20 protein-coding genes are annotated in these 23,344 nt (G+C 44.8%); 5 read left to right on the forward strand and 15 right to left on the reverse strand.

The features are described from left to right. Positions 1–31: 31 nt before the first annotated feature. Positions 32–3,340, reverse strand: coding sequence for a preprotein translocase subunit SecA (gene secA, locus C8N47_RS06590; protein WP_107821745.1), 3,309 nt, complete (start codon positions 3,338–3,340; stop codon positions 32–34). A gap of 240 nt (positions 3,341–3,580) precedes the next feature. Between secA and C8N47_RS06595 the strand changes: the two genes are divergently transcribed. Continuing rightward, positions 3,581–3,760 (forward strand): hypothetical protein, encoded by a 180-nt coding sequence (locus tag C8N47_RS06595; protein ID WP_170111314.1) that lies wholly within the window; start codon positions 3,581–3,583, stop codon positions 3,758–3,760. Positions 3,761–3,820: 60 nt separating this feature from the next. Here C8N47_RS06595 and C8N47_RS06600 read toward each other — a convergent pair whose 3' ends face one another. The 5 genes from C8N47_RS06600 to C8N47_RS06620 all read right to left on the reverse strand — a co-directional run bounded on the left by C8N47_RS06600 (position 3,821) and on the right by C8N47_RS06620 (position 7,734). Continuing rightward, complete coding sequence (locus tag C8N47_RS06600; RefSeq protein WP_146161448.1) at positions 3,821–4,291, reverse strand: hypothetical protein; 471 nt, start codon at positions 4,289–4,291, stop codon at positions 3,821–3,823. A gap of 341 nt (positions 4,292–4,632) precedes the next feature. Further along, positions 4,633–5,796 (reverse strand): pyridoxal phosphate-dependent aminotransferase, encoded by a 1,164-nt coding sequence (locus C8N47_RS06605; RefSeq protein WP_107821748.1) that lies wholly within the window; start codon positions 5,794–5,796, stop codon positions 4,633–4,635. A gap of 71 nt (positions 5,797–5,867) precedes the next feature. Then, the gene (locus tag C8N47_RS06610; RefSeq protein ID WP_146161449.1) at positions 5,868–6,392 is read right to left on the reverse strand and encodes a hypothetical protein; all 525 of its coding nucleotides are present in this window, start codon (positions 6,390–6,392) and stop codon (positions 5,868–5,870) included. A 66-nt stretch (positions 6,393–6,458) separates the two neighbouring features. After that, positions 6,459–7,037 (reverse strand): porin family protein, encoded by a 579-nt coding sequence (locus tag C8N47_RS06615; protein ID WP_107821750.1) that lies wholly within the window; start codon positions 7,035–7,037, stop codon positions 6,459–6,461. 106 nt (positions 7,038–7,143) lie between these two features. Further along, a complete protein-coding gene (locus C8N47_RS06620) occupies positions 7,144–7,734 on the reverse strand; it encodes a thioredoxin family protein (RefSeq protein ID WP_107821751.1) in 591 nt (196 codons plus the stop codon). A 271-nt stretch (positions 7,735–8,005) separates the two neighbouring features. Here C8N47_RS06620 and C8N47_RS06625 point away from each other — a divergent pair, with 271 nt between their 5' ends. Next, positions 8,006–8,215: a hypothetical protein gene (locus C8N47_RS06625; protein ID WP_107821752.1), complete on the forward strand. Its 210-nt coding sequence runs from the start codon at positions 8,006–8,008 to the stop codon at positions 8,213–8,215. 24 nt (positions 8,216–8,239) lie between these two features. On the opposite strand, the gene C8N47_RS06630 is transcribed toward C8N47_RS06625, so the two are convergent. Genes C8N47_RS06630 through C8N47_RS06640 form a run of 3 tightly spaced genes read right to left on the reverse strand, consistent with a single transcriptional unit; the run spans position 8,240 to position 10,573 of the window. Next, on the reverse strand, positions 8,240–9,205 hold the full coding sequence (locus tag C8N47_RS06630) for a D-2-hydroxyacid dehydrogenase (protein WP_107821753.1): 966 nt from the start codon (positions 9,203–9,205) through the stop codon (positions 8,240–8,242). Positions 9,206–9,216: 11 nt separating this feature from the next. Further along, positions 9,217–9,516: a DUF4907 domain-containing protein gene (locus C8N47_RS06635; RefSeq protein ID WP_170111315.1), complete on the reverse strand. Its 300-nt coding sequence runs from the start codon at positions 9,514–9,516 to the stop codon at positions 9,217–9,219. Positions 9,517–9,553: 37 nt separating this feature from the next. Continuing rightward, positions 9,554–10,573: a Kelch repeat-containing protein gene (locus C8N47_RS06640; RefSeq protein ID WP_170111316.1), complete on the reverse strand. Its 1,020-nt coding sequence runs from the start codon at positions 10,571–10,573 to the stop codon at positions 9,554–9,556. A 412-nt stretch (positions 10,574–10,985) separates the two neighbouring features. On the opposite strand from C8N47_RS06640, the gene C8N47_RS06645 reads away from it, so the two are divergent. Beyond that, on the forward strand, positions 10,986–12,329 hold the full coding sequence (locus C8N47_RS06645) for a DUF4270 family protein (protein WP_107821756.1): 1,344 nt from the start codon (positions 10,986–10,988) through the stop codon (positions 12,327–12,329). Beyond that, the gene (gene bamG / locus C8N47_RS06650; RefSeq protein ID WP_170111317.1) at positions 12,319–13,590 is read left to right on the forward strand and encodes a BamG family beta-barrel-assembly machinery protein; all 1,272 of its coding nucleotides are present in this window, start codon (positions 12,319–12,321) and stop codon (positions 13,588–13,590) included. Before C8N47_RS06645 ends, bamG begins: the two co-directional genes overlap by 11 nt. A gap of 4 nt (positions 13,591–13,594) precedes the next feature. Here bamG and C8N47_RS06655 read toward each other — a convergent pair whose 3' ends face one another. The 4 genes from C8N47_RS06655 to C8N47_RS06670 form a co-directional block, all read right to left on the reverse strand. Beyond that, on the reverse strand, positions 13,595–14,323 hold the full coding sequence (locus C8N47_RS06655; RefSeq protein WP_107821758.1) for a LytR/AlgR family response regulator transcription factor: 729 nt from the start codon (positions 14,321–14,323) through the stop codon (positions 13,595–13,597). Continuing rightward, positions 14,304–15,398: a sensor histidine kinase gene (locus C8N47_RS06660; protein ID WP_107821759.1), complete on the reverse strand. Its 1,095-nt coding sequence runs from the start codon at positions 15,396–15,398 to the stop codon at positions 14,304–14,306. The genes C8N47_RS06655 and C8N47_RS06660 overlap by 20 nt, the downstream gene beginning before the upstream one ends. Before the next feature lie 165 nt (positions 15,399–15,563). Further along, positions 15,564–16,802, reverse strand: coding sequence for a 2-oxoglutarate dehydrogenase complex dihydrolipoyllysine-residue succinyltransferase (odhB, locus tag C8N47_RS06665; protein WP_107821760.1), 1,239 nt, complete (start codon positions 16,800–16,802; stop codon positions 15,564–15,566). 16 nt (positions 16,803–16,818) lie between these two features. Further along, the gene (locus C8N47_RS06670; protein WP_107821761.1) at positions 16,819–19,545 is read right to left on the reverse strand and encodes a 2-oxoglutarate dehydrogenase E1 component; all 2,727 of its coding nucleotides are present in this window, start codon (positions 19,543–19,545) and stop codon (positions 16,819–16,821) included. Positions 19,546–19,806: 261 nt separating this feature from the next. Here C8N47_RS06670 and C8N47_RS06675 point away from each other — a divergent pair, with 261 nt between their 5' ends. Next, complete coding sequence (locus C8N47_RS06675) at positions 19,807–20,814, forward strand: alpha/beta hydrolase (protein ID WP_146161450.1); 1,008 nt, start codon at positions 19,807–19,809, stop codon at positions 20,812–20,814. A gap of 108 nt (positions 20,815–20,922) precedes the next feature. On the opposite strand, the gene rimO is transcribed toward C8N47_RS06675, so the two are convergent. Together rimO and ftsY are read right to left on the reverse strand one after the other, a co-directional pair. Then, positions 20,923–22,218, reverse strand: a complete 1,296-nt coding sequence (gene rimO / locus C8N47_RS06680) for a 30S ribosomal protein S12 methylthiotransferase RimO (RefSeq protein WP_107821763.1) — start codon at positions 22,216–22,218, stop codon at positions 20,923–20,925. A gap of 163 nt (positions 22,219–22,381) precedes the next feature. Further along, positions 22,382–23,278: a signal recognition particle-docking protein FtsY gene (gene ftsY / locus C8N47_RS06685; protein ID WP_245915679.1), complete on the reverse strand. Its 897-nt coding sequence runs from the start codon at positions 23,276–23,278 to the stop codon at positions 22,382–22,384. Between the last annotated feature and the right edge of the window lie 66 nt (positions 23,279–23,344).

Raw genomic sequence — 23,344 nt, forward strand, 5'->3', positions numbered from 1 at the left:
AAGCTAAAAAAGAATAAGTAGCCTAAGCTACTTATTCTAATCCTTTGCCGTGGCAACTTTTATATTTCTTTCCGCTTCCGCAAGGACAGGGATCATTTCGCCCAACTTTCTTTTCAACGCGAACCGGCTGAACTTTAGGAGCTTCCTTTTTCTCCGGTCTTTGCTCGCGCGATTCCGGAAGTTCCGACTTTTGGGTCGAATACTTACTCATGTCCGTTCTGCGGGCTGCTTCAGCTTCGCGCACCTGGCTGGGATCAGCAATGGGGATATGTCCTTTCATCAAGGTTGATACAATATCCTTATTTACTTTTTCCACCATTTGCTTGAACAGATTGAATGACTCGAATTTGTAAATCAGCAACGGATCCTTTTGCTCGTAAGCCGCGTTTTGTACCGATTGCTTTAAGTCGTCCATTTCGCGAAGTTGCTCTTTCCACGATTCATCAATTGTGGCCAGAACAATTTGCTTTTGATACGACTTCACCAGTTCCTTACCCTGATTATTATAGGCTTTTTCCAGGTTTGTAACGATCTGGAAGATGCGTTTACCATCAGAAATAGGAACTACAATATTTTGATACAAGTGAGATTTGGTCTCATATACATCTTTGATGACCGGATAGGCTTGTTTCGAAATGGTTTCCACCTTGCGGGTGTACGAATCAATCATGGTCTGGTAGATCTTCTCTACGATATCTTCCGGCTTCATTTGCTTGAAGTCGTCTTCACGGACTGGCGACTCGATCGACATCAGGCGCATCAACTCCAGGTTGAAATCCTCGAAATCGCCTCCGTAGTATTCGTTCACAACAGCTTCAACCGAATCGTACATCATGTTCAGCAAATCTACTTCCAGCCGTTCGCCGTATAAGGCGTGGCGACGTTTTTTGTAGATCACCTCACGTTGCGAGTTCATCACATCATCGTATTCGAGCAAGCGTTTCCGGATACCGAAGTTGTTTTCTTCGACTTTCTTCTGTGCGCGTTCGATCGATTTTGTGATCATGGAGTGTTGAATCACTTCACCTTCTTCCAAACCTAAACGGTCCATGATTCCGGTAATCCGATCCGAGTTAAACAGGCGCATCAGGTCGTCTTCCAACGATACGAAGAATTGCGAAGAGCCCGGATCACCCTGGCGTCCGGCACGACCACGCAGCTGGCGGTCGACCCGTCGCGAGTCGTGACGCTCGGTACCAATGATTGCTAAACCGCCTGCTTGCTTCACATCGGCGGTCAACTTAATGTCGGTACCACGACCGGCCATGTTGGTCGCAATAGTAACCATTCCTTTGTTACCGGCATCGGCTACAATTTCAGCCTCACGGGCGTGCAATTTCGCATTCAGCACATTGTGTTTAATGCCACGCAACTTCAGCATACGGCTCAGTAATTCCGAAATCTCAACCGATGTTGTACCAACAAGCACCGGCCGACCGGCTTCGTTTAGTTCAACAATTTCCTGAATTACCGCATTATATTTTTCGCGTTTGGTCTTGTAAACCTTATCGTTCCAGTCGTTGCGCACAATTGGCCGGTTTGTTGGGATCACGACAACGTCGAGTTTATAGATATCCCAGAATTCTCCTGCTTCCGTTTCGGCAGTACCGGTCATACCGGACAATTTGTGATACATCCGGAAGTAGTTTTGCAGGGTCACCGTTGCAAAAGTTTGCGTTGCTGCTTCCACTTTCACGCGTTCTTTAGCTTCGATAGCCTGGTGTAAGCCATCGGAATAGCGACGGCCTTCCATAATACGACCGGTTTGCTCATCAACAATTTTTACCTTATTGTCGATTACTACATATTCCACGTCTTTCTCGAACATGGCATAAGCTTTCAGCAACTGGTTGATGGTGTGCACACGTTCCGACTTTACTGCGTAGCTTTGGAGCAGTTCGTCTTTCTTTTCAATTTTTTCCTGACTGCCCAGCTCTGTGTTGTTTTCAATTTCTGCAACCGAAGAACCGACATCCGGCAAGATGAAGAACTCCGGATCGTCGACATCCGACGAGATCAGGTCGATTCCTTTGTCGGTCAATTCAACCGAATTCATTTTCTCATCAATCACAAAGAAAAGCGGATCGGTTACAATATGCATATTCTTGCTGTTGTCCTGCATATAGTAATTCTCGGTCTTCTGCATGATCGATTTGATGCCCTCTTCGCTTAAGAATTTAATCAGGGCTTTGGTTTTGGGCATCCCTTTATGGGCGCGCAAAAGCTGCATGGCACCTTCTTCTTTTTCTTCTTTGCTTGCATCGGCCTTCGTCAACAGGCGTTTGGCATCGGTCAGGCACTGCATGGTATAGTTTCGTTGTGCTGAAACCAATCGTTCAACACGCGGCATCAGCTCTTCGAACTTCTGATTGTCGCCTTTAGGGACCGGTCCGGAGATGATTAATGGCGTACGGGCGTCGTCAATCAATACGGAGTCAACCTCATCGACGATGGCGTAGTGATGTTTACGCTGCACCAGGTCGCGCGGATTAATGGCCATATTATCACGTAGATAATCGAAGCCAAATTCGTTATTTGTTCCGTAGGTGATGTCGGCATTATAAGCTTTACGACGGGCGTCGGAGTTGGGTTGGTGCTTATCGATACAGTCCACACTCAAGCCGTGGAACTCGAAAATAGGTCCCATCCACTCTGAGTCACGTTTGGCCAGATAGTCGTTTACAGTAACCACATGCACGCCCCGTCCTGCCAAAGCATTCAGGAACACCGGCAAAGTTGCCACCAAGGTTTTACCTTCACCGGTTGCCATTTCCGAAATTTTACCGCTGTGCAATACAATACCACCAATCAACTGGACGTCGTAGTGGATCATCTGCCAGGTAATTTCGCTACCACCGGCCAGCCACGAGTTATACCAGATGGCTTGTTCGCCGTCGATCTCCACATTGTCTTTTGAGGCCGCTAAATCGCGATCGAAATCCGAGGCATTAACAACAACTTTTTCGTTTTCCGTAAATCGTTTGGCCGTTTCTTTGACAATGGAGAAGGCAATCGGCAGAATCTCGTTGAGAACCTCTTCAATTTTCTCATCAATTAGCTCTTCCAGTTTGTCCACACGCTGATAAAGCTGCTCACTTTCCTGAATCCCAACTTCTTCAGCCTTGGCCTTTAGCTCAGCAATTTCCTGTTCTTCGGGCTTAATTCTGTCTTTTATGATTTGTTTAAGCTTTTCAGCTTCCGCTCTAAGCTCGTCATTGGAGAGTTGCGTAATTCGGGCGTATTCCTTTTTGATGTTTTCAAGAATCGGCGCGATTTCCTTGATATCCCGATCCGATTTGTTCCCCAGAAATTTTCCGAGGAGTTTACTAACAAAAGCCATTTTATTATATTTTTTCTGATAAATCTACTTGACTGCCCACAAAAGTAATTATATTGAGTTACTATACTACTTGCAGGTTCTTTTTTTTCTATAATAATTATGCCATTGTTGTCTGTTTGCTAAATGAAGACAGAATAGCATATTGAACGTTTTTTCATGACATAAAATCCGACTGGTTGGCTTACATCCTGGCAGAAGAATCGCTATTTTCGCCAAGTAAACTGAATGCTCCTTAAAATGATGAATAATTTTAAAACCACCTGCTTTGTCTGCGAAGAGCCTGTAGATCCGGATTGTAGAGTCAACTTAACCCTTAACTTGCCGGTGTGCAAGAACTGCGAAGGAACGGAACGCGAAAAGGAAAAAGTACAGGAGTTATTGGAAGGAATGGCCGATGGCTTTGTTTGTGGCTGTATTTGAAAAAGCCACTTTCCGGGGGAGAAAGTGGCTTGTCGTGTACTGTTTAATAATTAAAAGGGACTAGTTCAGCAGATGCCTGTAGCTGGGGTTAACCAAGTCGGGTAAAAAGGCCGCGATCAAACCCAAAGCACGCTCATCATCAACACGATTCGGGGTCAGAATCCGTTGTTTGGCCAGCTCTTCTGAATTTAAAACCGCTGCTGTTAGCTGTTGGGGAAACATTCGTTCTGATTTTTTCACCATTCGGGCGCCGAAACCATCCGGACTACATTCGTAAACCACCTCGAAGTGGTCGCCACGAACCACATAGGTTTTACAGTTTTTATTCTTTTTAAAAGAGATTAGAATCGAGCTTTCCTGGTTGTCGTAAGTTAATGTCCAGGCGGCATCAACCCCGGTAAAAAGCTCGGCGTACTCCATTTGTTTGATTGTATAGTCTTCAAAGGAACGGTTGCCGCCTGCGGCACTTAGTGATAAACTTAGGGTCATTAGCAGAACGACTGAAGCGAATTGGAATAATCTGGTTTTCATGACTGTTGTATTAAATGTTTAACTTCTGAAATTGTTGTTGCTGCGTAAAATGCTTGTTCTTGTTTCTTACATTTTAATAGACGACGACAAATCCAAATGATTACAGTATGAACCCGATACATCGACCAATGGCCGCTAATTGACGGTAAACTGACGCAACCAGTCTGTAAGCGACCGGGCTGTACTGCCTGTGATATCAGTTGTTACGTTTTCGGGATAGTTTCTCCGGAAGGATAGTTGATGTTTTTATTGATTGCTGTGTCTGCGCGGGAGATTAAAAGGCTTAAGGAGTGGCACGAGTTTTAGTCTCTATTCAATTGCTAATCAGTAAATCGGGCTGTTTACGAAGACAATTGCTCCTGCTCTTTCCGATTGTGCAAATACTGCTCCAGTCGATTTAGTCCTTCCTGAATATGTTCGAGTGAATTAGCGTAGGAAAAACGCAGGTAGCCCTCCCCGCCCGGACCAAAATCAATTCCCGGTGTTAAGCCCAGGTGGGCCTTTTCAAGAATATCGAAGGCCAGTTGATAGGAGTCATCAGCCAGGTGCCGGGCATCGACAAATACATAAAAGGCACCTGTTGGCTCAACAGGAATGGTAAAGCCAAGTTGCCGTAAGCGAGCAATCAAATATCTTCGGCGCTCATCATAAACACGCACCATCTGTTCTACAGCACTGCCACCTTTTGTTAGCGCAGCTATTGCACCTTTTTGTGCGGTTGAACTGGCGCAGATAAAAAGGTTCTGCTGCAGTTTTTGCAGGTTGCGAATATATTTTTTCGGCGCAATCAAATAGCCCAATCGCAGACCGGTCATTGCATATCGTTTCGAAAAGCCGTTCAACACAAATGCCTGATCGGTAAATTCGAGGATGCTACGGGCCTTTTCGCCATAAACCAGACCATGATAGATTTCATCGGAAACGATTGGAACGTCGAGGGAAGCCATCATCTCCAGCGATTCTTTGCTCAGCAAGTTTCCTGTCGGATTCATCGGGCTGTTGATCAGGATTGCTTTGGTGCGGGCGGTGATTTTATCGCGGATGTCTTCTCCGTGAAACTGAAATCCATCAGCCGATGATACCGGAACGCGCACCGCTTTGGCACCGATGTAGTGTATGAAATTGACATAACAGGCATAAGCCGGATCGGAAATAATAACCTCGTCGCCTTGCTCGCATAAAACCGACAAAGCCATTAGAATGGCCGGCGAAGAGCCCGATGTCACAATGATTTGATCCATGGCAACGCGTACAGCGTACTCCTTCAGGTAATGATCTGCAATGGCCTGCCGAAGCTCGGGATCTCCCAGGCTGTGGGTGTAGTGCGTTTTGCCTTCATCCAGTGCTGTGGCAACAGCTTGCTTCACACAGCCGGGGATGTCAAAATCAGGTTCGCCCACTTCCAGGTGAATTACATCGATCCCCTGTTTTTCCATTTCCTGTGCTTTTTCGAGCACTTCCATTACAATAAAGGGCTTAATCTCTTTGGCGCGTGAAGCTGTCATGCTAATACTTCCGGTTTTTTCACGAAAATACGGAATTTATCAGTCAGGCACATATATAAGGCATTAAGAAATCAGAATTCCCGGGATTGCTGATAGAATTGCACACCGCCACCGATTCGAAGCTTATCGGATACTTTATACTCGAGTTGAAAGTTAATTCCTTGAATCGTCATCTTTTCAGGCGATGTTTCAAAGGGATGAAGACTGAAAACCGAGTTGGCCGAAAAGTTACTTCCCATCAGGCTTATTTTATCCGATATTCGGTAAGCAGCCGCTGAATTTAGCCGGTAAGCAGCTGGAAAAGGGTTGCGCCAAAGATCGTTTTCCAGCGCAGCATACGCTTGAGGGTGGTGAACAACGACTGCCGAAGGAACTTCGACTTTTAAGTTCAGCGGTTCTTCGGAAAGAGAGCTATAACTTGACATCAATTGCCCCTGATCCCAGAACGGCAATGCCAAACCGGGGAGCCACAGTTGCTCATCGGCTCTAACTTGTGCTCTGTCTTGTTCAACTCCGGAGGCTGATAATGAATTAGTTTGAGCGCTTGCCTTGCCTGCAAAAACAATGAACATTAACCCCAAAATAATTGGCTTCAACAGAACAGGCCTTTTGAACAAAGCAGTTAATGTTTTGAATAAGTTGTTTATACACATAACTGTCGATCACAAAAACTTGATTCCCAACGTTAGCGAAAAAAGCTTTAGCTTTTCATCTCCTCCGGATGAATAAATATCTTCCAGACTACTCTCCATGCGGGCATCGAGCGACAGGAACAAATAATCGATACCTGCACCGTACTGAATGCCCACGTAATGATCTTTTAGGGCTTCGTGAGACAGATCTGTTGTTTCGGAATCATCGGTGTCAGTTATAAACGAGAACACCGGGCCGGCATTCACTCTCAGATTGAATGACGATTTACGGACCAGTTGATAGCCTAGTAAAAGCGGCACATCAATCGTATTTAAGTCGAAAGATTCCTCTGAAAAACCTTCAACATTTTTCAGAACACCTCCCTTGGATGAGAAATAACCTTCGGGTTGAATGTAAATTCGCCCCAGATTTACGCGAACGAAGGCTCCTGCCAAATATTTATTCACCGAACCATCGTTAAATTGCTCTAAGCTTGTGGTGATTTTCGACGAGGTATAGCCTGCTTTCAACCCGAGGTTTACCGGCGAAATGGCCATTGATGTCTGAGCAATAATCAACAACAAGCATATTCCGAATATTTTCTTCATAAATACAGCTTTGGTTGGTACTTCACTATTTATGCTAATCGTTTAATGCGACGCCCAATTAGCGCTTTTCATTTATAAACGGTTCGATTGCCGGAAAAGTACCTGCCTATTTGTTCCAGATCAGATCGCAGGCATCGGCCGGCATCCAATGTTTATCTTTGCCCTCCCACTTCACATTGCAGCCAATGGGGTTTGTGACCGGAACCGACACCGGTTTTCCATCAACAAGTTCCTGTAAAGCCCGATCCAGATCGTTCACAGTCGCCTTTGCGATATCTTTTGGGTTATCTACTGCCCGGCCGGTGTAGACTAGTTTTCGTGCTTCGTCGAAGACATAAAAATGTGGCGTGCGCAAAGCTCCGTAGGCCAGAGCCACCTCTTGCGACTCGTCGTAAAGATAAACCCAGGGGAATTTATGCTGTTCCATTCGCTTTACCATCTGCTCAAAACTGTCTTCCGCATAGGTATTTTTACTGTTCGAGTTAATGGCCACAAAGCGAACTCCCAGCGGTTGATATTTCAACGCTGTTGCTCTGGTCAGTTCGTCACTGCCCGTAACATAGGGGCAATGATTACAGGTAAAGAAGAGAACCAGATAACGCGCATCGCTAAAATCATCGAGCGTGTACTGTCGGCCATCTGTCGCTGGCAGCTTAAAATTTTTTGCAGCTTGTCCAATAGTCAACGTAAAACTCATAACGTACTTTTTTTATTAACAAACAACAAAGCGCCGGATTGGGTTCTTACATATCGCCCGAAAGTTTCGATTTTCGGCTGTATGCCCCTGCCTTATTGAGCAAGAGAAATCGGTTAACATTTCGCTAAGATAGGAGTGAAAACGAAGAAAAGACGCATTTTTAGCGGCAAACTATTGGAAAATAGAAAAAAAATCTAGTAGTTTGAAAACATGAATTTTATCAAATCAATTACATTTTAATCTTTTGTTATCTAAGTTAATAGCTTAAAAAATGAAATCTGCTAAGAACTCGAAAAAAGACTTCAAAAAAACTGACATCGAGAATAACGAATCGAGAGGTTTATCCGCGAAAGGTGTCAAAAAAGATCGAAGTGGTAAAAAACGCTTGTCTATTTATGACGAATTTGATGACGACGATCTGGATTTGCGGAACTACAAGCGAGAGGAAGACGAAGATGATTATGAAGATGATGAAGATTAATCGACCTTCCGCGTCTTTTTAGATTTAATAAAAGGGATGATTCACCACATTTTGAGGCTTATGATTTAAATAAGCCTCAAAATTGGATGTCAGGATATGCAATAATCTTTTGCGGGCTGATTGTGTTGCCCAGGCAATATGAGGTGTTATTATGCAATTGCGTGTTGTCGGCAAGGGATTGTTGGCCTCGGGTGGTTCGTGTGTTAAAACATCCAGGCCCGCTCCGGCAAGGCGGCCGGTGTTCAGTACTTCGGCCAGAGCTTGTTCATCAACCAATGCTCCGCGCGCTGTGTTGATCAGAACTGCTCCTTTTTTCATCCGCAGAAGCTTTTCTAGATTCATAAAACCATGATTTTCGGCTGTTAGCGGGCAATTGAGCGACACATAATCAGCCTGTGTCAGCAAATCATCCAGTTCTACTTGTTGCCAGTCGTGGTTTAAGTGGCTCTTATCCGATCGGTTTTGGAAAATCACCCGCATGCCGAATGCCTGAGCTATTTGGGCAACTTTTTGCCCGATTTGTCCAAAACCAACAATACCAATCACCTTGCCGGCAAGTTCTTGTTGGGGGCTTAATGTGTAGGAAAAGTCCGGACTGTTGGTCCACCCCCCATCGGCCACATCTGCGGCATGACGATGAAGCTGGTTGGCAAAATGAAGGATAAAGGAGAAAACCAGCTGAGCGACCGAGTTGGTACTGTAGGCGGGAATGTTTGTCACGGTTATCCCAGCTCTGTTGGCAGCTTGCAGATCGACCACGTTATAGCCCGTTGCCATCACGCCAATATATTTTAGAGTCGGGCTGTGCCGAATTACGGAATCGTCAATGATTACCTTATTTGTAAAAATTGCTGAAGCACCCTTGATACGGCTCAGCAGTTCTTCCGGCTTTGTGCGGTCGAAAATAACCAGCTCGCCGAAGCATTCCAGTGGTTTCCAGGATAAATCGCCCGGATTTAAAGTATAGCCATCCAGTACAACAAGTTTCATAAGGCCTATTTTTAAGGGGTTACGGTGTAAACACTCCCCAGGCTGTCCAGTTCGCCAACGGTGAGGTGAGGCAGTTGGCCTTTTTGCATTTTTTGCAGCACCAAACGACCGGTCTTTTGGGCATCTTTCTCGGTTTGGAACCGGTGCTTTCCCGAAATAGCCGGAATATATTGCTGATCGATGTAGGGGCTATCGTTAATTAAAATCTGATACCCCCAGCCATCGTCAACAGCTTTCGTTTCAACACGAGCTATTGTTTGTGGCTTGCACGAAAACAACAATACTCCTGAGAAACCCAGGAGTATTGCCATTAAACGTATTTTATTATCGATTTTAACCCGATGAGTCTTAATCATTTTCTTCATATTCAGCGTTCGGATCAAAGCGGAACATATCGTCAAAGTTCGAAGTAGTACCTTGTTGACCTGTTAATACATAGCCTACGCCATCGATTGTGAATGCAACGGCATTGTAGCGAGAAGATCCTTCAAAACTAGTCTTTTCAGTCCAAAGGTCAGTCGTAGGGTCGTATTCCCACACATCACTACCCGATGAACCACGGCCACCAGTTGCAATATAACCTTTACCGTCGGCGGTGAATGCTACCGCATTGGTTCGGATGATATCATAATCGTCGTCGTAAGAATCGTCGCTGTTATCCGAAATTTTTCTCAATTCTTCCCACCGATCCTGTACTGCATCATACCGATAGAAATCGTTTGGATAAGAACCATTCGAGATACCAGTACATACATAAGCGTAATCGCCAATTACAAATGCTACTGCATTAGCGCGTTTAGAACCACCAAAGTCCGCTTTTTTAGACCATGATCCGATTGCAGGATCATAAGCGTACATATCTTTATAAGCTGTACCATCAGCATCAGATCCGCCTAAAACGTAGCCAACACCGTTGATGGAGAAGGCAGTCATTCCCTCGCGACCATCAACATTGGGGCTGTTTACATTGTCAGACTGAAGCTCAGCGATTTCTGTCCATTGATTAGTAGTCGGGTTGTATTCCCAGAAATCTTTCAAACGCTCACCGCTTGTTCCGTCGAAGCCGCTACCAACATACAATTTACCATCTGCTGCAAAGCTTACAGCGTTTGTACGGGCATTACCGGGAAAATCAGCGATTTGATCCCAGGTATTACGGTCGGCATCATAAGTCCAGAAATCCGACAAGCGCTCGTCTTGCGTGTAGTTGTATCCCAGGCCAATGTATCCTAAATCATTCAATGTAGTTCCGGTTGCACTCGTTCTGGGAGAACCACTAAAATCCCCTAATTTAACCCAGTTACCTACTAAATCATCATCATCATTGCCACTACATGAAACCATTGTTGGAGCTATGATTGCCAGCATCAACCCGAGTTTTGCAACTCGCGCAGACCAGTTATTTACAAAGAAATTTTTTCGAATCATCTGTAAAAAAAAATTATATCAGTTAGGCCGCAAACATAAACGCTTAGTGAGAGCGAAAAAAAAATGATAGACGAAGGCGACTTTTTCCTATATATAACCGTTTTTTATCCACACAAACCCTGTTTTTATCTATATCAACGCCAATAACGTTAAAATAATTAGCATTCCTTAACAATAATTAGTCGAAATTCAGCAGATTCGGCATTTACGTCGATAAAAACCGTCTATTCATAGATATTCAATATCTTTTCATCTATATTCCTTTTGTTACTTATCACAAAATTTTTGCTTTGCAAGCTGAGTTTACCGAAAAACATATTCCTTTGCATAAACTTCATACGAGCTCGTTAATATGAATAAATTCTTGATTTTCGCGGTTATCATAGCCTTTATGGCTTCCTGTAAAAATGATGCCGGCAGTTTCACAATTGGAGATGACCTGGTTCACAGTGAGACCACGGTTGTTATGTCCGATAGTTTCCGAATTGCACTATCAACCGTTGTGTTAGACTCTGTTGCAACCTCCAATCCATCGACAGCCCTTGTCGGAAAACATTCCGATCCGTTGCTGGGAACCACAGAAATGAACTATTACGTTAATTTCGATCTGAGTAGTAATATCAGCCAAATAGTAACCGGCGGATCAACAACCGGTGTAAAAAAGCTCGACGTGCTTGACTCGTTAACCATCAAGTTGCCATATTCGGGCTTCAGTGTTGGTGATACCACGCAATTGGTAACATTCAACATTTACCGGCTGACCGATGAGTTGGAAATTCCGAAAGCTTTAAGTGCACAATATAATACCTACAGTTATCCGCACGAAGAAAATCCGATTGGATCGTTGACCTTTTTGCCGGAACCGTCAAAAGACAGCATTGAAATACGTTTGGACGATGCCCTTGCTGAAGAAATTATGCAGATGGTATATGATGGCGCAACTGAAATAAAAAGCAGCGACGACTTCAGAACCTATTTAAAAGGTTTTGTGATTGCTCCTGACCCGTCGGCCGACGTTATTCTGGGTTTCGACGCCAGTAGCGATGGCATACAGATGAAATTATACACCTACCAGGTTAATGCCACGATTACCGAAAAAGAAACCAACTTTAGTGTAAGCTCCGAGAATACCGATTTTAACGCTGCGCAAGCAGACCGCGAAGGAACTAACTTTGCTATGCTGAACAATCAGCGCGAGGCAATTTCGTCCACGCAAACTGGCAACGTCACCAGTATCCAGGGATCAACCGGCTTATACACCAAGGTTAATTTTCCGTCGTTAAACTCGATTTACGATTACGGCGAAAGTGTGCTCATTCGCGCTGAGTTAATTTTAGTTCCTTCGTTGGATAACGACTACCGGGATTTGCCATCAACTTTAAACTTTTACGAAACCGGACGACGCAATAACCTGGGCAGTGCCTTGGCTACAAGCACAACAACGGGCGCAACCATGGCCGTATCGGCAACACTGGTATCGAACTATGTTACCGGAGAGTATTATTATTATGCCAACATCAGCGACTATCTGAAAGCTGAGTTGGAAGGTAACTATTTCGATACAACAAACGGACTGCTGATTGGTCTTCCATCGACGGAGCAAACCTACGAAGCAAGTAACTTATTTATTGCTGATGGCCGTGCCAACGGACTTGAAACAAAACTGAACCTCTATTTTTTAAGATATGACAACTAAGCAACACAATCGTTTTCGATCTAAATATCTTTCAACTATCGCTTTATTGTTTTTCGGTAGCAGCCTGTCGGTACTTGCCCAAAACAATACGCGTTCCCCCTACTCGATGTACGGCTTAGGAGAACTTCGCTCACAGGTTAATGCGGTTAACACCGCGATGGGTGGAGCCGGTATGGCGATGAGCTCTCAGAGCTTTGTAAACGTGCTGAACCCGGCCGCGAACCATGGGATCGACAGTCTGAATGTGATTTTTGACACTGGTGTTGAAGGAAAATATTCACAGTTTAAATCGCAAGGTGAAACTCAAAATCTGAATACGGGTAACTTCAGCTATTTTTCGCTTGGTTTTCGTATCAATTCAAAAATATCGGCAGGTATTGGCTTAAACCCGTTTAGCTCGACCGGTTACGAGATTAACAGTACAGCCAGTATTGATGGCGTTGTTGACTCGAAATATCCGCTGAATATTATTGGTACCGGCGACATCAGCCGTGCCTGGGGAGTGCTGACTTACGATTTGCTTCCCAATTTGCATTTGGGAGCGCGTACATCGTTTCTGTTTGGCTCGGTGAAGCAAACGCAATATCACAATTTATCCGGCTTGGGGAATACCTCAATCTACAACGAAACCACCAATTACTTTCACAACTTTTATTTCGAGTTTGGTGCTCAGTACGAGTTCAAACTACAGGATTACAACATCTCGCTTGGTGCGATCTATAATCCCGGGCAAAAGTTGGTTACCAAACAGGAAAACCAGACTTACAACTCGAGCGGTACCATCATGGATGATGATACACAGTACAACGGAGATTTTAAAATTCCGGAAGAATTTGGTTTTGGTATTGCTGTAAATAGCGACAAATTTTTGTACCTGGTAGATGCCGGACTTCAGAAATGGTCAGACTATGATTACAAAGTAAAAAGTGTTGAGTTGAAGAACACGCCCTATCTGCGTCTTGGGTTACAGTTTACGCCCAGCCGAAATTTTATGGACAGTTACTTCCAAAAGGTGAACTACCGTATTGGCTGGAGATACGCTAAATCGTACCTCGAAATGAAGGGAAATCAACTGGAAGAGTATGTTGTTACTTTCGGGCTTGGTTTGCCCATCAGAAACCAAAGCTCGCGCATCGACTGTGCTTTTGAGCTGGGTAGCTATGGCACAACTGCCAGCCGCTTGATCCAGGAAAACTACATTCGTTTGCGCGTAGGCTTCTCGCTGAAGGATTTATGGTTCCAGCAACGTAAGTTCAATTAAGAACTTACAAGGTAAACCGGTTAATTACAGAGCTTTGAAAATCGCTCTTGTAATTATCCCCTACCGGAATCCAGCGATCGTGAATAATAATGCGGTTTTTGGTTACCGATTTGATTTTATTGGTATTAATAATAAACGACTTATGAACTCTCAGAAAATGGCTTGACGGTAAACTGTCGGCCATTTTTTTCAGGGAATTGAGCGTAATGATCGGCTTGTCCTCGTTCTGTATATAAATCTTCACATAGTCCTTCAATCCTTCGATATACAACACTTGGTTGAGCTGAATTTTCACCGATTTATAGTCGGACTTAACCATGATGAAATCCTGCTCTGACTCATTGTTTTCCAGTGGCTCTTCTTTCTTCACTTTATTGGTTGCCGAATAGAGCTGGTAGGCTTTATTGGCCGCCCTCAGAAAGCGCTTAAACGGAATTGGCTTGAGCAGGTAATCCACGGCATTCAGGTCGAAGGCTTCGAGCGCATATTCGGAATAAGCCGTTGTGAAAATAAACATCGGCTTGGTATCGAGACTGCTGATAAACTCAACCCCATTGACATTGGGCAAATGAATGTCCAGGAAGATTAAATCAATCTTTGTTTTTTGAAGAATTTCAAGTGCTTCGAAAACTGAACTACACTTTCGTTCCAGTGTCAAAAATGGAATGTTTGTGATGTATTCTTCAATTATTTGTTGTGCCAACGGCTCATCGTCAATGATTATGCATTTCATGATTTGCTCTTTCAAGTGTTAATTTAAGTTCAACCGTATATATCGAATCTCTTTCAATAACTGCAAGGCTATGTCGTCCGGGGTAAAGCAGATCGAGTCTCTTTTTAACATTGTCGAGCCCGATTCCGGCATCTTCAAACTTCGAGATCTTAGTCTGCCGGCGCATGACCAGCGGATTGGAGACCAGGAAATGTAATTCGTTTGCTTTAATATCCAAGTGGACCCGGATGGTGTTTTTCCGCGTGTAATCAATCCCGTGCTTAAAAGCATTTTCGACCAGCACGGTAAATATGAGTGGTTCAATCAGGATTCCTTTGGGGTTTCCGTTCACCTGGTAATCGATGCGCACAATCTGGGATAGGCGCATTTGCTGTAATTCGATAAAGTTGCGAATATGCTCGACTTCCTTTTTCAGATAGACCCGCGGTGCACTCGCTTCGTAAATCACATAGCGCATTAAACCCGACAACAACAGGATCACGTCGGGGGTTTTGTCCGACTTTTGTCGGGCCAGGGCATAAATCGAGTTCAAGGTATTGAAAAAGAAATGCGGGTTGATTTGTGCTTTCAGATAGGATAGCTCGGCAACCAGCTTTTTATTTTCAATTTCTTTCAGTTGATTTTCTTGCTTAAACCACTCGCTTGTTCCCCGGATTCCGGTGCTTACTGCCAACGATACGATGCAGAGCAACACAATCCCTGTACTTAAAGTCATTGGGCTGGGCAGCGGAATAAACAGGTAGCCCAGAGCTTCTGTTTTGGTGTCGAAAACGACGGGATGATGCTCATAAAACGGAAGTTCGGAAAAATAAATCAACCCAAAAACAACAGCCAGAGTGCCCACCAGGGAGGCAGCATAGCTCCTTACTTTTCGTTTGGATAGAAGTCTGGGGATCAATACAAAATAATTCAGGTAAAAGCTCCCGACAAGCAGAACCAGTAGTTTGCTGTATTGAATATTATTCATAACACCGCTTAAGTCGATGGAAACATAATGCAATACAATGGCAATAATACACCAAAGCACGACGTATAAGAGGCTTTGGCCTAGGCTGTATTGTTTTATTTTCGCCATACGGGAATCCTGTCAATTTCGGTTAAACGGAGCGGTTTCCGTACAAAAATGGCATAAAATAATCAGATATCAAACCAGATTCTGCAGCGCCGGACAAACTGTTAAAAAGGCAGAGCAGGACGCCTGAGGTTAGCCTGCTCTGTCTCAATCCGAATTATCATTTATTTAAACCTGTAGTAAAAGTTCTTCGGGAGCTTTTCCGTCGGTTAATAGTAACTGCGGATTTTCGAGCAGCTCTTTGATCTTCACCAGAAATCCAACCGAGTCTTTGCCGTCAATTATCCGGTGGTCATAAGATAAGGCAACGTACATCATTGGCCGGATAACAACCTGACCATCTACCGCCACCGGGCGATCAACGATATTGTGCATGCCTAGGATGGCCGATTGCGGAGGATTAATAATTGGTGTTGAAAGCAGGGATCCGAAAACACCACCATTGGTAATTGTGAATGTACCGCCGGTTAGCTCTTCGATCGAGATCTTCTTATTGCGGGCTTTTTCGGCCAGTTCCTTTATTTCGAGCTCTATAGCCGGAATACTTTTACTCTCGGCATTGCGTACAATGGGAACCATCAATCCCTTGGGCGTTGATACGGCAATGCCCACATCAACAAATTGCGGTTCAATAATTTGATCACCGTCAATCATTGAGTTAACCGCCGGATGGAACTGTGCAGCAACAGCTACTGCTTTGGTAAAGAAAGACATGAATCCGAGCTTAAATCCATGTTTCTCGACAAATTTTGGTTGATACTTCTTCCTTAGCTCCATAATCGGGCTCATGTCCACCTCGTTGAAGGTGGTCAGCATGGCTGTTTCATTTTTTACAGCCACCAGGCGCTGGCTCAACTTCCGCCGGAGCATAGTCATGTTCTCGCGCTTGAGATCTCTCGAAAAGTTAGCTTTGGTTCCACCCACAACCGCTTGCTTTTCTGCAGCCGGCTGATGAATTACCGCTTCAACTTCCTTTTTACCAATTCGCTGTAAACCCGAAATAATATCATCAACCGAGAGATGATGTTCTTCCATCATTTCTTTGGCTACAGCCGTTGTCTTGATTTTGGGCTGATCTTTTGCTTCTGCTTTTTCCGCTTTTGGCGCCGATGGAGCTTCCTTTTTCTCTTCAACAGCTGCTGAAGGCGCCTTTTTGGGGGGAGCTCCGGCAGCGTCGGTATCAATGGTGCAGGCCAGCGCCCCCACTTCTACGGTATCGCCTTCCTGTACGTTGAAGCTAATTTTTCCCGACTCCTCGGCTACAAGTGTTAAGGTTGCCTTGTCGGATTCTATTTCGGCAACTTCTTCATTCTTTTCGACGATACTTCCATCTTCTACGAGCCATTTACCTAGCTCAACCTCGGTGATCGATTCACCAGGGGTAGGTATCTTAATCTCTATTATCATGGGATCTGATCTTTTTTTAGGCAAGAACTTCCTCGCCAAATATTTTATTCATAATCTTTTCGAGACGCAGGTTGTGTTGTTTCATCAAACCTCCGGCCGGCGTACCGCTTTCCGGACGTGCTGCCAATTCAAACTGAATATGTCTCAGTTTACGTTGCAGAAACGGCCAGGCACCCATGTTTTCAGGTTCGTCCTGAGCCCAGATTACACGCGTTGCTTTTTTATACTTGTCCAGCACAGCATCAATCTGGTCGGTTGGCAGCGGGTACAACTGTTCAATACGCACAATGGCCGTGGTATTGTCGCCAACATCGTTACGTTTTTTCACTAAATCGTAATACAAACGACCGGCGGTAAATACAACCTGACGAACCTGTGCCGGTTTCACCATGACATCGTCAATGATTTCGCGGAAACCACCTTCTGCCAGATCGTTCAATGTACAGCTGACCATTGGATGACGCAACAAGCTTTTGGGTGTAAATACAATCAGCGGCATACGAGTTTGCCAGTGGATATGGCGGCGTAACAGGTGAAACAAATTATCGGGAGTTGTTGGTACAATGACCTGCATATTGTTGTTGGCCGCCAGTGTCAGGAAACGCTCCAGCCGTGCACTGGAGTGTTCGGGACCTTGTCCTTCGTAGCCGTGTGGCAGGAATAAAGCCAGGTTATTCATCAAGCCCCATTTTTCTTCGGCCGAAGTAATGTATTGGTCGATGATTACCTGGGCCACGTTGGTAAAGTCACCAAACTGAGCTTCCCAAACTGTAAGAGCATTGGGCTGCGCCATGGCATAACCATATTCAAAGCCCATAACACCATACTCCGATAAGTGAGAGTTATAGACATGGAAGGGAGCCTGTGTTTCTGCAATGTTTTTTAGCGGGAAATACTTTTCATCCATATCTTCCACCACAAAAGCGGCGTGCCGGTGAGCAAATGTTCCGCGTTCGCAGTCCTGCCCGCTAAGACGAACCCGATGCCCCTCGGCCAGCAGGCTGGCATAAGCCAAGAGCTCCGCCATCGCCCAGTCCAGTTTATTATCCGACAGCATCATCTTACGATCCGAGATAATCCGGTTTACTTTATTAAAGAAGACTTTGTCCGTTGGTAAGGTTGTTAACTTCTCGCCTAGCTGATGCAAGGTATCCAGATCAACTTTGGTATCAATCCGCTGGCTAAAATCAATTTTTCCGGGTTTACGATATTTCTCATATTCATGAACCAGAAATTTTTTGATTTTCAGCTTCTCAATCTTTTCCGACTCATGATACATGTCGTCCAGATAATTATCGAAAGCAACAACTTCTTCATTGACTTGTTCTTTCGTCATTATTCCTAACGCAACAAGCTTTTCGGCATAGATATCGCGCGGATTTTTGTGTTTTGCAATGGCCTTATACAACAAGGGTTGCGTAAAACGAGGCTCGTCGCCTTCGTTGTGGCCGTATTTGCGGTAGCACAAAATGTCGATAAACACATCGGAATTGAATTTTTGGCGGTATTCCATAGCCAACTTGATGGTGTAAATCAAGGCTTCCACATCGTCGCCATTGACGTGAAAAACCGGAGAACGCGTAACCTTGGCTACGTCGGTACTATAGGTACTCGAGCGGGCATCCAGGTAGTTGGTGGTGAACCCAACCTGGTTATTAATCACCAGATGAATTGAGCCACCGGTTTTGTAGCCCTTTAGTTGCGACATTTGCGTCACCTCGTACACAATACCCTGAGCAGCAATGGCTGCATCACCATGGATGACGATTGGTGCTACCTTGGAATAATCGCGGTTGTAGAGTTCATCGATGCGCGAGCGGGACATTCCCTGGACCAGGGCGGCTACCGTTTCCAGGTGCGAAGGATTCGGTACAAGGCTCAGTTTTACATCTTTCCCGGCGTCTGTCTGGATTATATTTTCGAAACCGAGGTGGTACTTCACATCCCCCATCATAATATCTTCTTCGTATTCAGTTCCGTAGAACTCTTTGAAGATATTCTGATACGGTTTTTTCATGATATTGCTCAGTACATTCAAACGCCCGCGGTGAGCCATGCCGACGACAAACTCACTGATCCCCAGATCGGCACCATGTTCAATAACCGCATCCAGCGCCGGAATAAGGCTTTCGGCACCTTCAAGGGAGAAACGTTTTTGTCCGACAAATTTTTTATGGATGTAACTTTCGAAGCCTACGGCAACTTTAAGATGATAAAAGATATGTTTCCTCTTTTCATCGGTAAACGGTTGCGAGTTTTTGGAGCTTTCCATCTTGTGTTGCATCCAGTCAACAATCTCCGGATGGCGGATGTACATATATTCAACGCCGATAGAATTACAATAAGTCGCTTCAAGATGTGCAACAATGTCCTTCAGTTTAGCTGGCCCTATTCCAATGCTATTTCCCGCTTGGAATACTTTTTCAAGGTCACTTTTCTCCAGGCCAAAATTTTCAATGTCCAGGGTCGGTTTGTACTTCCGGCGGGCACGTACTGGGTTGGTCTTCGTGAATAAGTGGCCACGCTGGCGGTAGCCGTGGATCAGATTAAGAATGGCAAACTCCTTATCAATATCACTTCCTGAGAATTCCGACTTGCTTTGATAGTTTTTTCGTGCTAATTCAAAGCCTTTAAAAAAATGCCTCCAACTTTCGTCGATACTTTCCGGATCTCTCAGATAATCCTGGTAAAGTTCATCTACGGCGGCAATTTCCTGATTTCCTACTTGAGAATAGTTATCCATTTTGTAGTGTTAGCTAATTCCGACCTTATGTTATAAAAAGTTCTCAAAGATTAACAAATGGTAGTTTTGAAAGTTTAACAAATGTGTTGATTTCTGCCACGAATTTGATTTTTTCATTCTTTGCAGCAATTCATCCCTGATCGTGCAAAATAACACGAAATAGTGCTCTTGTTTTCTGACATTAATCTGTAAAAACGCGAGGGAATAATAATTTTAGCACTTTTGTGTCGTTATTTATTCGCTGTTGAAAAAATATTTCCAATGAAACGATTTCTGCGCATTCTCCTGGCTATGGTTCTATTTCTGGTATTTCTGTACGTTGTGGGGCCTCGGCCACCTAAACCAGCCATGACGACCGATTTGCCCTCAGTTGAATATGGGCTAAATGAAATTGAACAGGCAATTGCCGACCACGAAAGCGCCTTGCCAGTAAAGCCCGATAACGAATCCGCGATCGTATGGACTAACGACAGCGCAAACGAACAAACCGACTGGTGTCTGCTTTACCTGCATGGTTTTTCAGCTTCGCGCATGGAAGGCTTTCCCACACACATGAATTTTGCAGCTTATTTCGGCATGAATGCGTATCTCCCCCGTTTGGCTTCGCATGGGCTGGAGGTGCCCGAACCGTTGTTGGATATGGTACCCGACAGCCTCTATGAATCGGCAAAGGAAGCTCTGCAGATAGCCCACATTCTGGGTAAAAAAGTAGTTATCATGAGCACTTCAACGGGCGGAACACTGTCGCTGAAACTGGCTGCTGATTTTCCCGAGTTGGTGGACGGACTGATTCTGCTATCGCCCAATGTGGCTATTAATAACCCGGCTGCTTTTCTGCTCTCCGGACCATGGGGATTGCAGATTGCACGGCAGGTTTACCACGGCAAATATCGCTACACCAACGACAATGCGGATGATGAAGAGTGCAAATACTGGAATTGTTTTTACCGGCTCGAGGCTATTGTTTATTTGCAACAGTTGGTTGATGCAACGATGAAGGATAAAGTATTTAAGCAAGTTCAGGCACCTGTCTTCCTGGGGTACTATTATCAGGATGAAGAGCAGCAGGATCCGGTGGTTCGTGTTGATGCTGCCTTACGGATGTTCGACGAACTGGGAACAGCTGCGGAATTGAAACAAAAGCAAGCCTTTGATGCCGGGGCACATGTAATTGGTTGCGGAATGTATTCGAAGGCTCAAAAAGAAGTTGAAGCGGCAGCAATCCGGTTTGGAGAGCAGATTCTGCACATCGAACCGAAAGACAACTGATGCTGGGCCAGAACATCGTGCTCGTTGTCAGCCGAAACAATCGGTATAAAACAGAAACGGCAAGACCCAAAGAGCTTTGCCGTTTTCTGAAAAAGGGGGAAGTTTCCCTTATATTTTTGTAGCAAACAGATCAAATTCCGTTGCATCGTTTATCTTCACTGAGTAGAAGTTACCAACCTGAATGTCATTACATTTATCGATCAGCACCTCACAATCTACTTCAGGTGAATCATACTCCGTGCGTGCAACAAAATAATCCTCTTCTTCGCGATCAACCAACACGCGCAACTCTTTACCAATTTGCTGCTGGCTAAAACGAGCCGAAATGGCTTGCTGCATTTCCATCAGTTCATCGGCGCGGGCTTCTTTTACCTCCTGCGGAATGTCGTCTTTGTACATTTTGAAGGCATAAGTATCGTCCTCGCTCGAATAAGCAAAAACGCCCATTCGTTCAAACGGATATTCCTGAACGAAAGCTTTCAGCTCCTGGAAATCCTCATCGGTTTCGCCGGGGTGACCAACCAAAAAGGTGGTTCGCAAGGCGATTCCAGGCACCTCTTCGCGAATTTTATCAATCAACTGAATCGTTTCTTCTTTATTGATTTTGCGACGCATCATTCCCAACATTTTATCGGTAATGTGCTGCAAAGGAATGTCCAGGTATTTAGCCACGTTTTTGCGCTCGCGCATCACGCGCAGCACGTCCATCGGGAATTTCGACGGATATGTATAATGCAGGCGTATCCACTCCAGCCCTTCAACATCCGCCAGCCGGTCAATCAGTTCAGCCAGCTTGCTCTCGCCGTAGCGGTCGATTCCGTAATACGACAAATCCTGTGCAATAACTAAAAGTTCTTTTACGCCATTGTCAGCCAGCTCTTTGGCTTCCTGGACCAAACTTTCCATGTCGCGCGACTTATGGTTGCCGGTAAACTGCGGAATAGCACAGAATGAGCAATGACGGTTACAACCTTCGCTAATCTTCAGGTAAGCAAAATGTGCCGGTGTGGTTTTTACCCGATGATACATTTTTTGCTCGTAGAAGTTCGCGTTCAGATCTTTAATGATTTCCTTGAAGTCGAACTTACCGTAAAACTTATCTACTTCCGGAATTTCCTTGGTTAAATCGTCCTTGTACCTTGCCGACAAGCAGCCCATTACCAATAGTTTATCCAACTTCCCGGCTTTGCGGGCGTCTGCAAAATTCAGGATGGTATTGACCGATTCTTCCTTCGCATCGGCAATGAAACCGCAGGTGTTCAAAATAACGATATTGGCATCATCCTCCTCCGAATCATGCACTACCTTAAAGCCATTCAGATCCAACTGATTCAGCAACATTTCCGAATCAACCAGGTTTTTCGAACAGCCCAGTGTCATGATGTTTACTTTTCCTCTCTTCATATTTTAATGTCAAATTTTTATCGTCCTCTACAACAATCAAAATCAGCTCTGGTTTTCAAAGCTGATCATCACCATGCGCATACCCGGCATCTGCTCCGGACTCACACGCACATTTAAACGGGGTGTTGGGGCGATTTTATCGGATGGTTGATTTTGGGGGCAATTATGAGAAAAGCGAATCGACAAATTCAACGCGGTTGAAGATCTGCAAATCCTCCATCTTTTCTCCGATGCCAATATATTTTACCGGAATCTTAAATTGATCACTGATACCAATCACAACACCACCTTTCGCTGTTCCGTCGAGTTTGGTCAGGGCCAGGGCGGTAACTTCGGTAGCCAGGGTAAATTGCTTGGCTTGTTCAAAGGCATTTTGGCCGGTAGAGCCGTCGAGCACCAGCAGAACTTCGTCAGGAGCGCCGGGAACAACCTTTTGCATCACTTTTTTGATCTTCGAAAGCTCGTTCATCAGGTTGATTTTATTGTGCAAACGGCCGGCCGTATCAATAATCACCACATCGGCTCCCTGGGCTTTGGCCGACTTCAGTGTATCGAAAGCAACCGATGCCGGATCGGAGCCCATATCCTGACGTACAATAGGCACATCAACACGTTTCGCCCACACCTCCAGCTGATCGATGGCAGCTGCACGGAAGGTGTCGGCAGCACCCAAAATAACCTTCTTGCCGGCTTTTTTGAAGTTGTATGCCAGCTTGCCAATGGTGGTTGTTTTGCCCACACCATTTACACCGACAACCATTATCACATAAGGCTCGTTGCTTTGTGGCAGCTCAAAGTCGGAAACGTCCACTGTATTATTTTCTTCCAGCAAAGCCGCAATTTCTTCTTTCAAAATGCGGTTCAACTCCGAAACTCCCAGATATTTATCGCGATCAACACGCTCCTCAATCCGGCGAATAATTTTCAGGGTTGTGTCAACACCAACATCCGAAGTAATCAGCACTTCTTCCAGGTTATCCAAAACCTCGTCGTCAACCTTTGATTTACCAACAACGGCACGACTTAGCTTCTGAAATACACTTTCTTTGGTTTTCGCCAAACCCTGATCGAGGCTTTCTTTTTTTGCCTTAGAAAATAATCCGAAAAGACCCATATTTTACGTTTG

Origin of the sequence: Mangrovibacterium marinum (genome assembly GCF_003046625.1) — a bacterium.
Lineage (GTDB): Bacteria > Bacteroidota > Bacteroidia > Bacteroidales > Prolixibacteraceae > Mangrovibacterium > Mangrovibacterium marinum.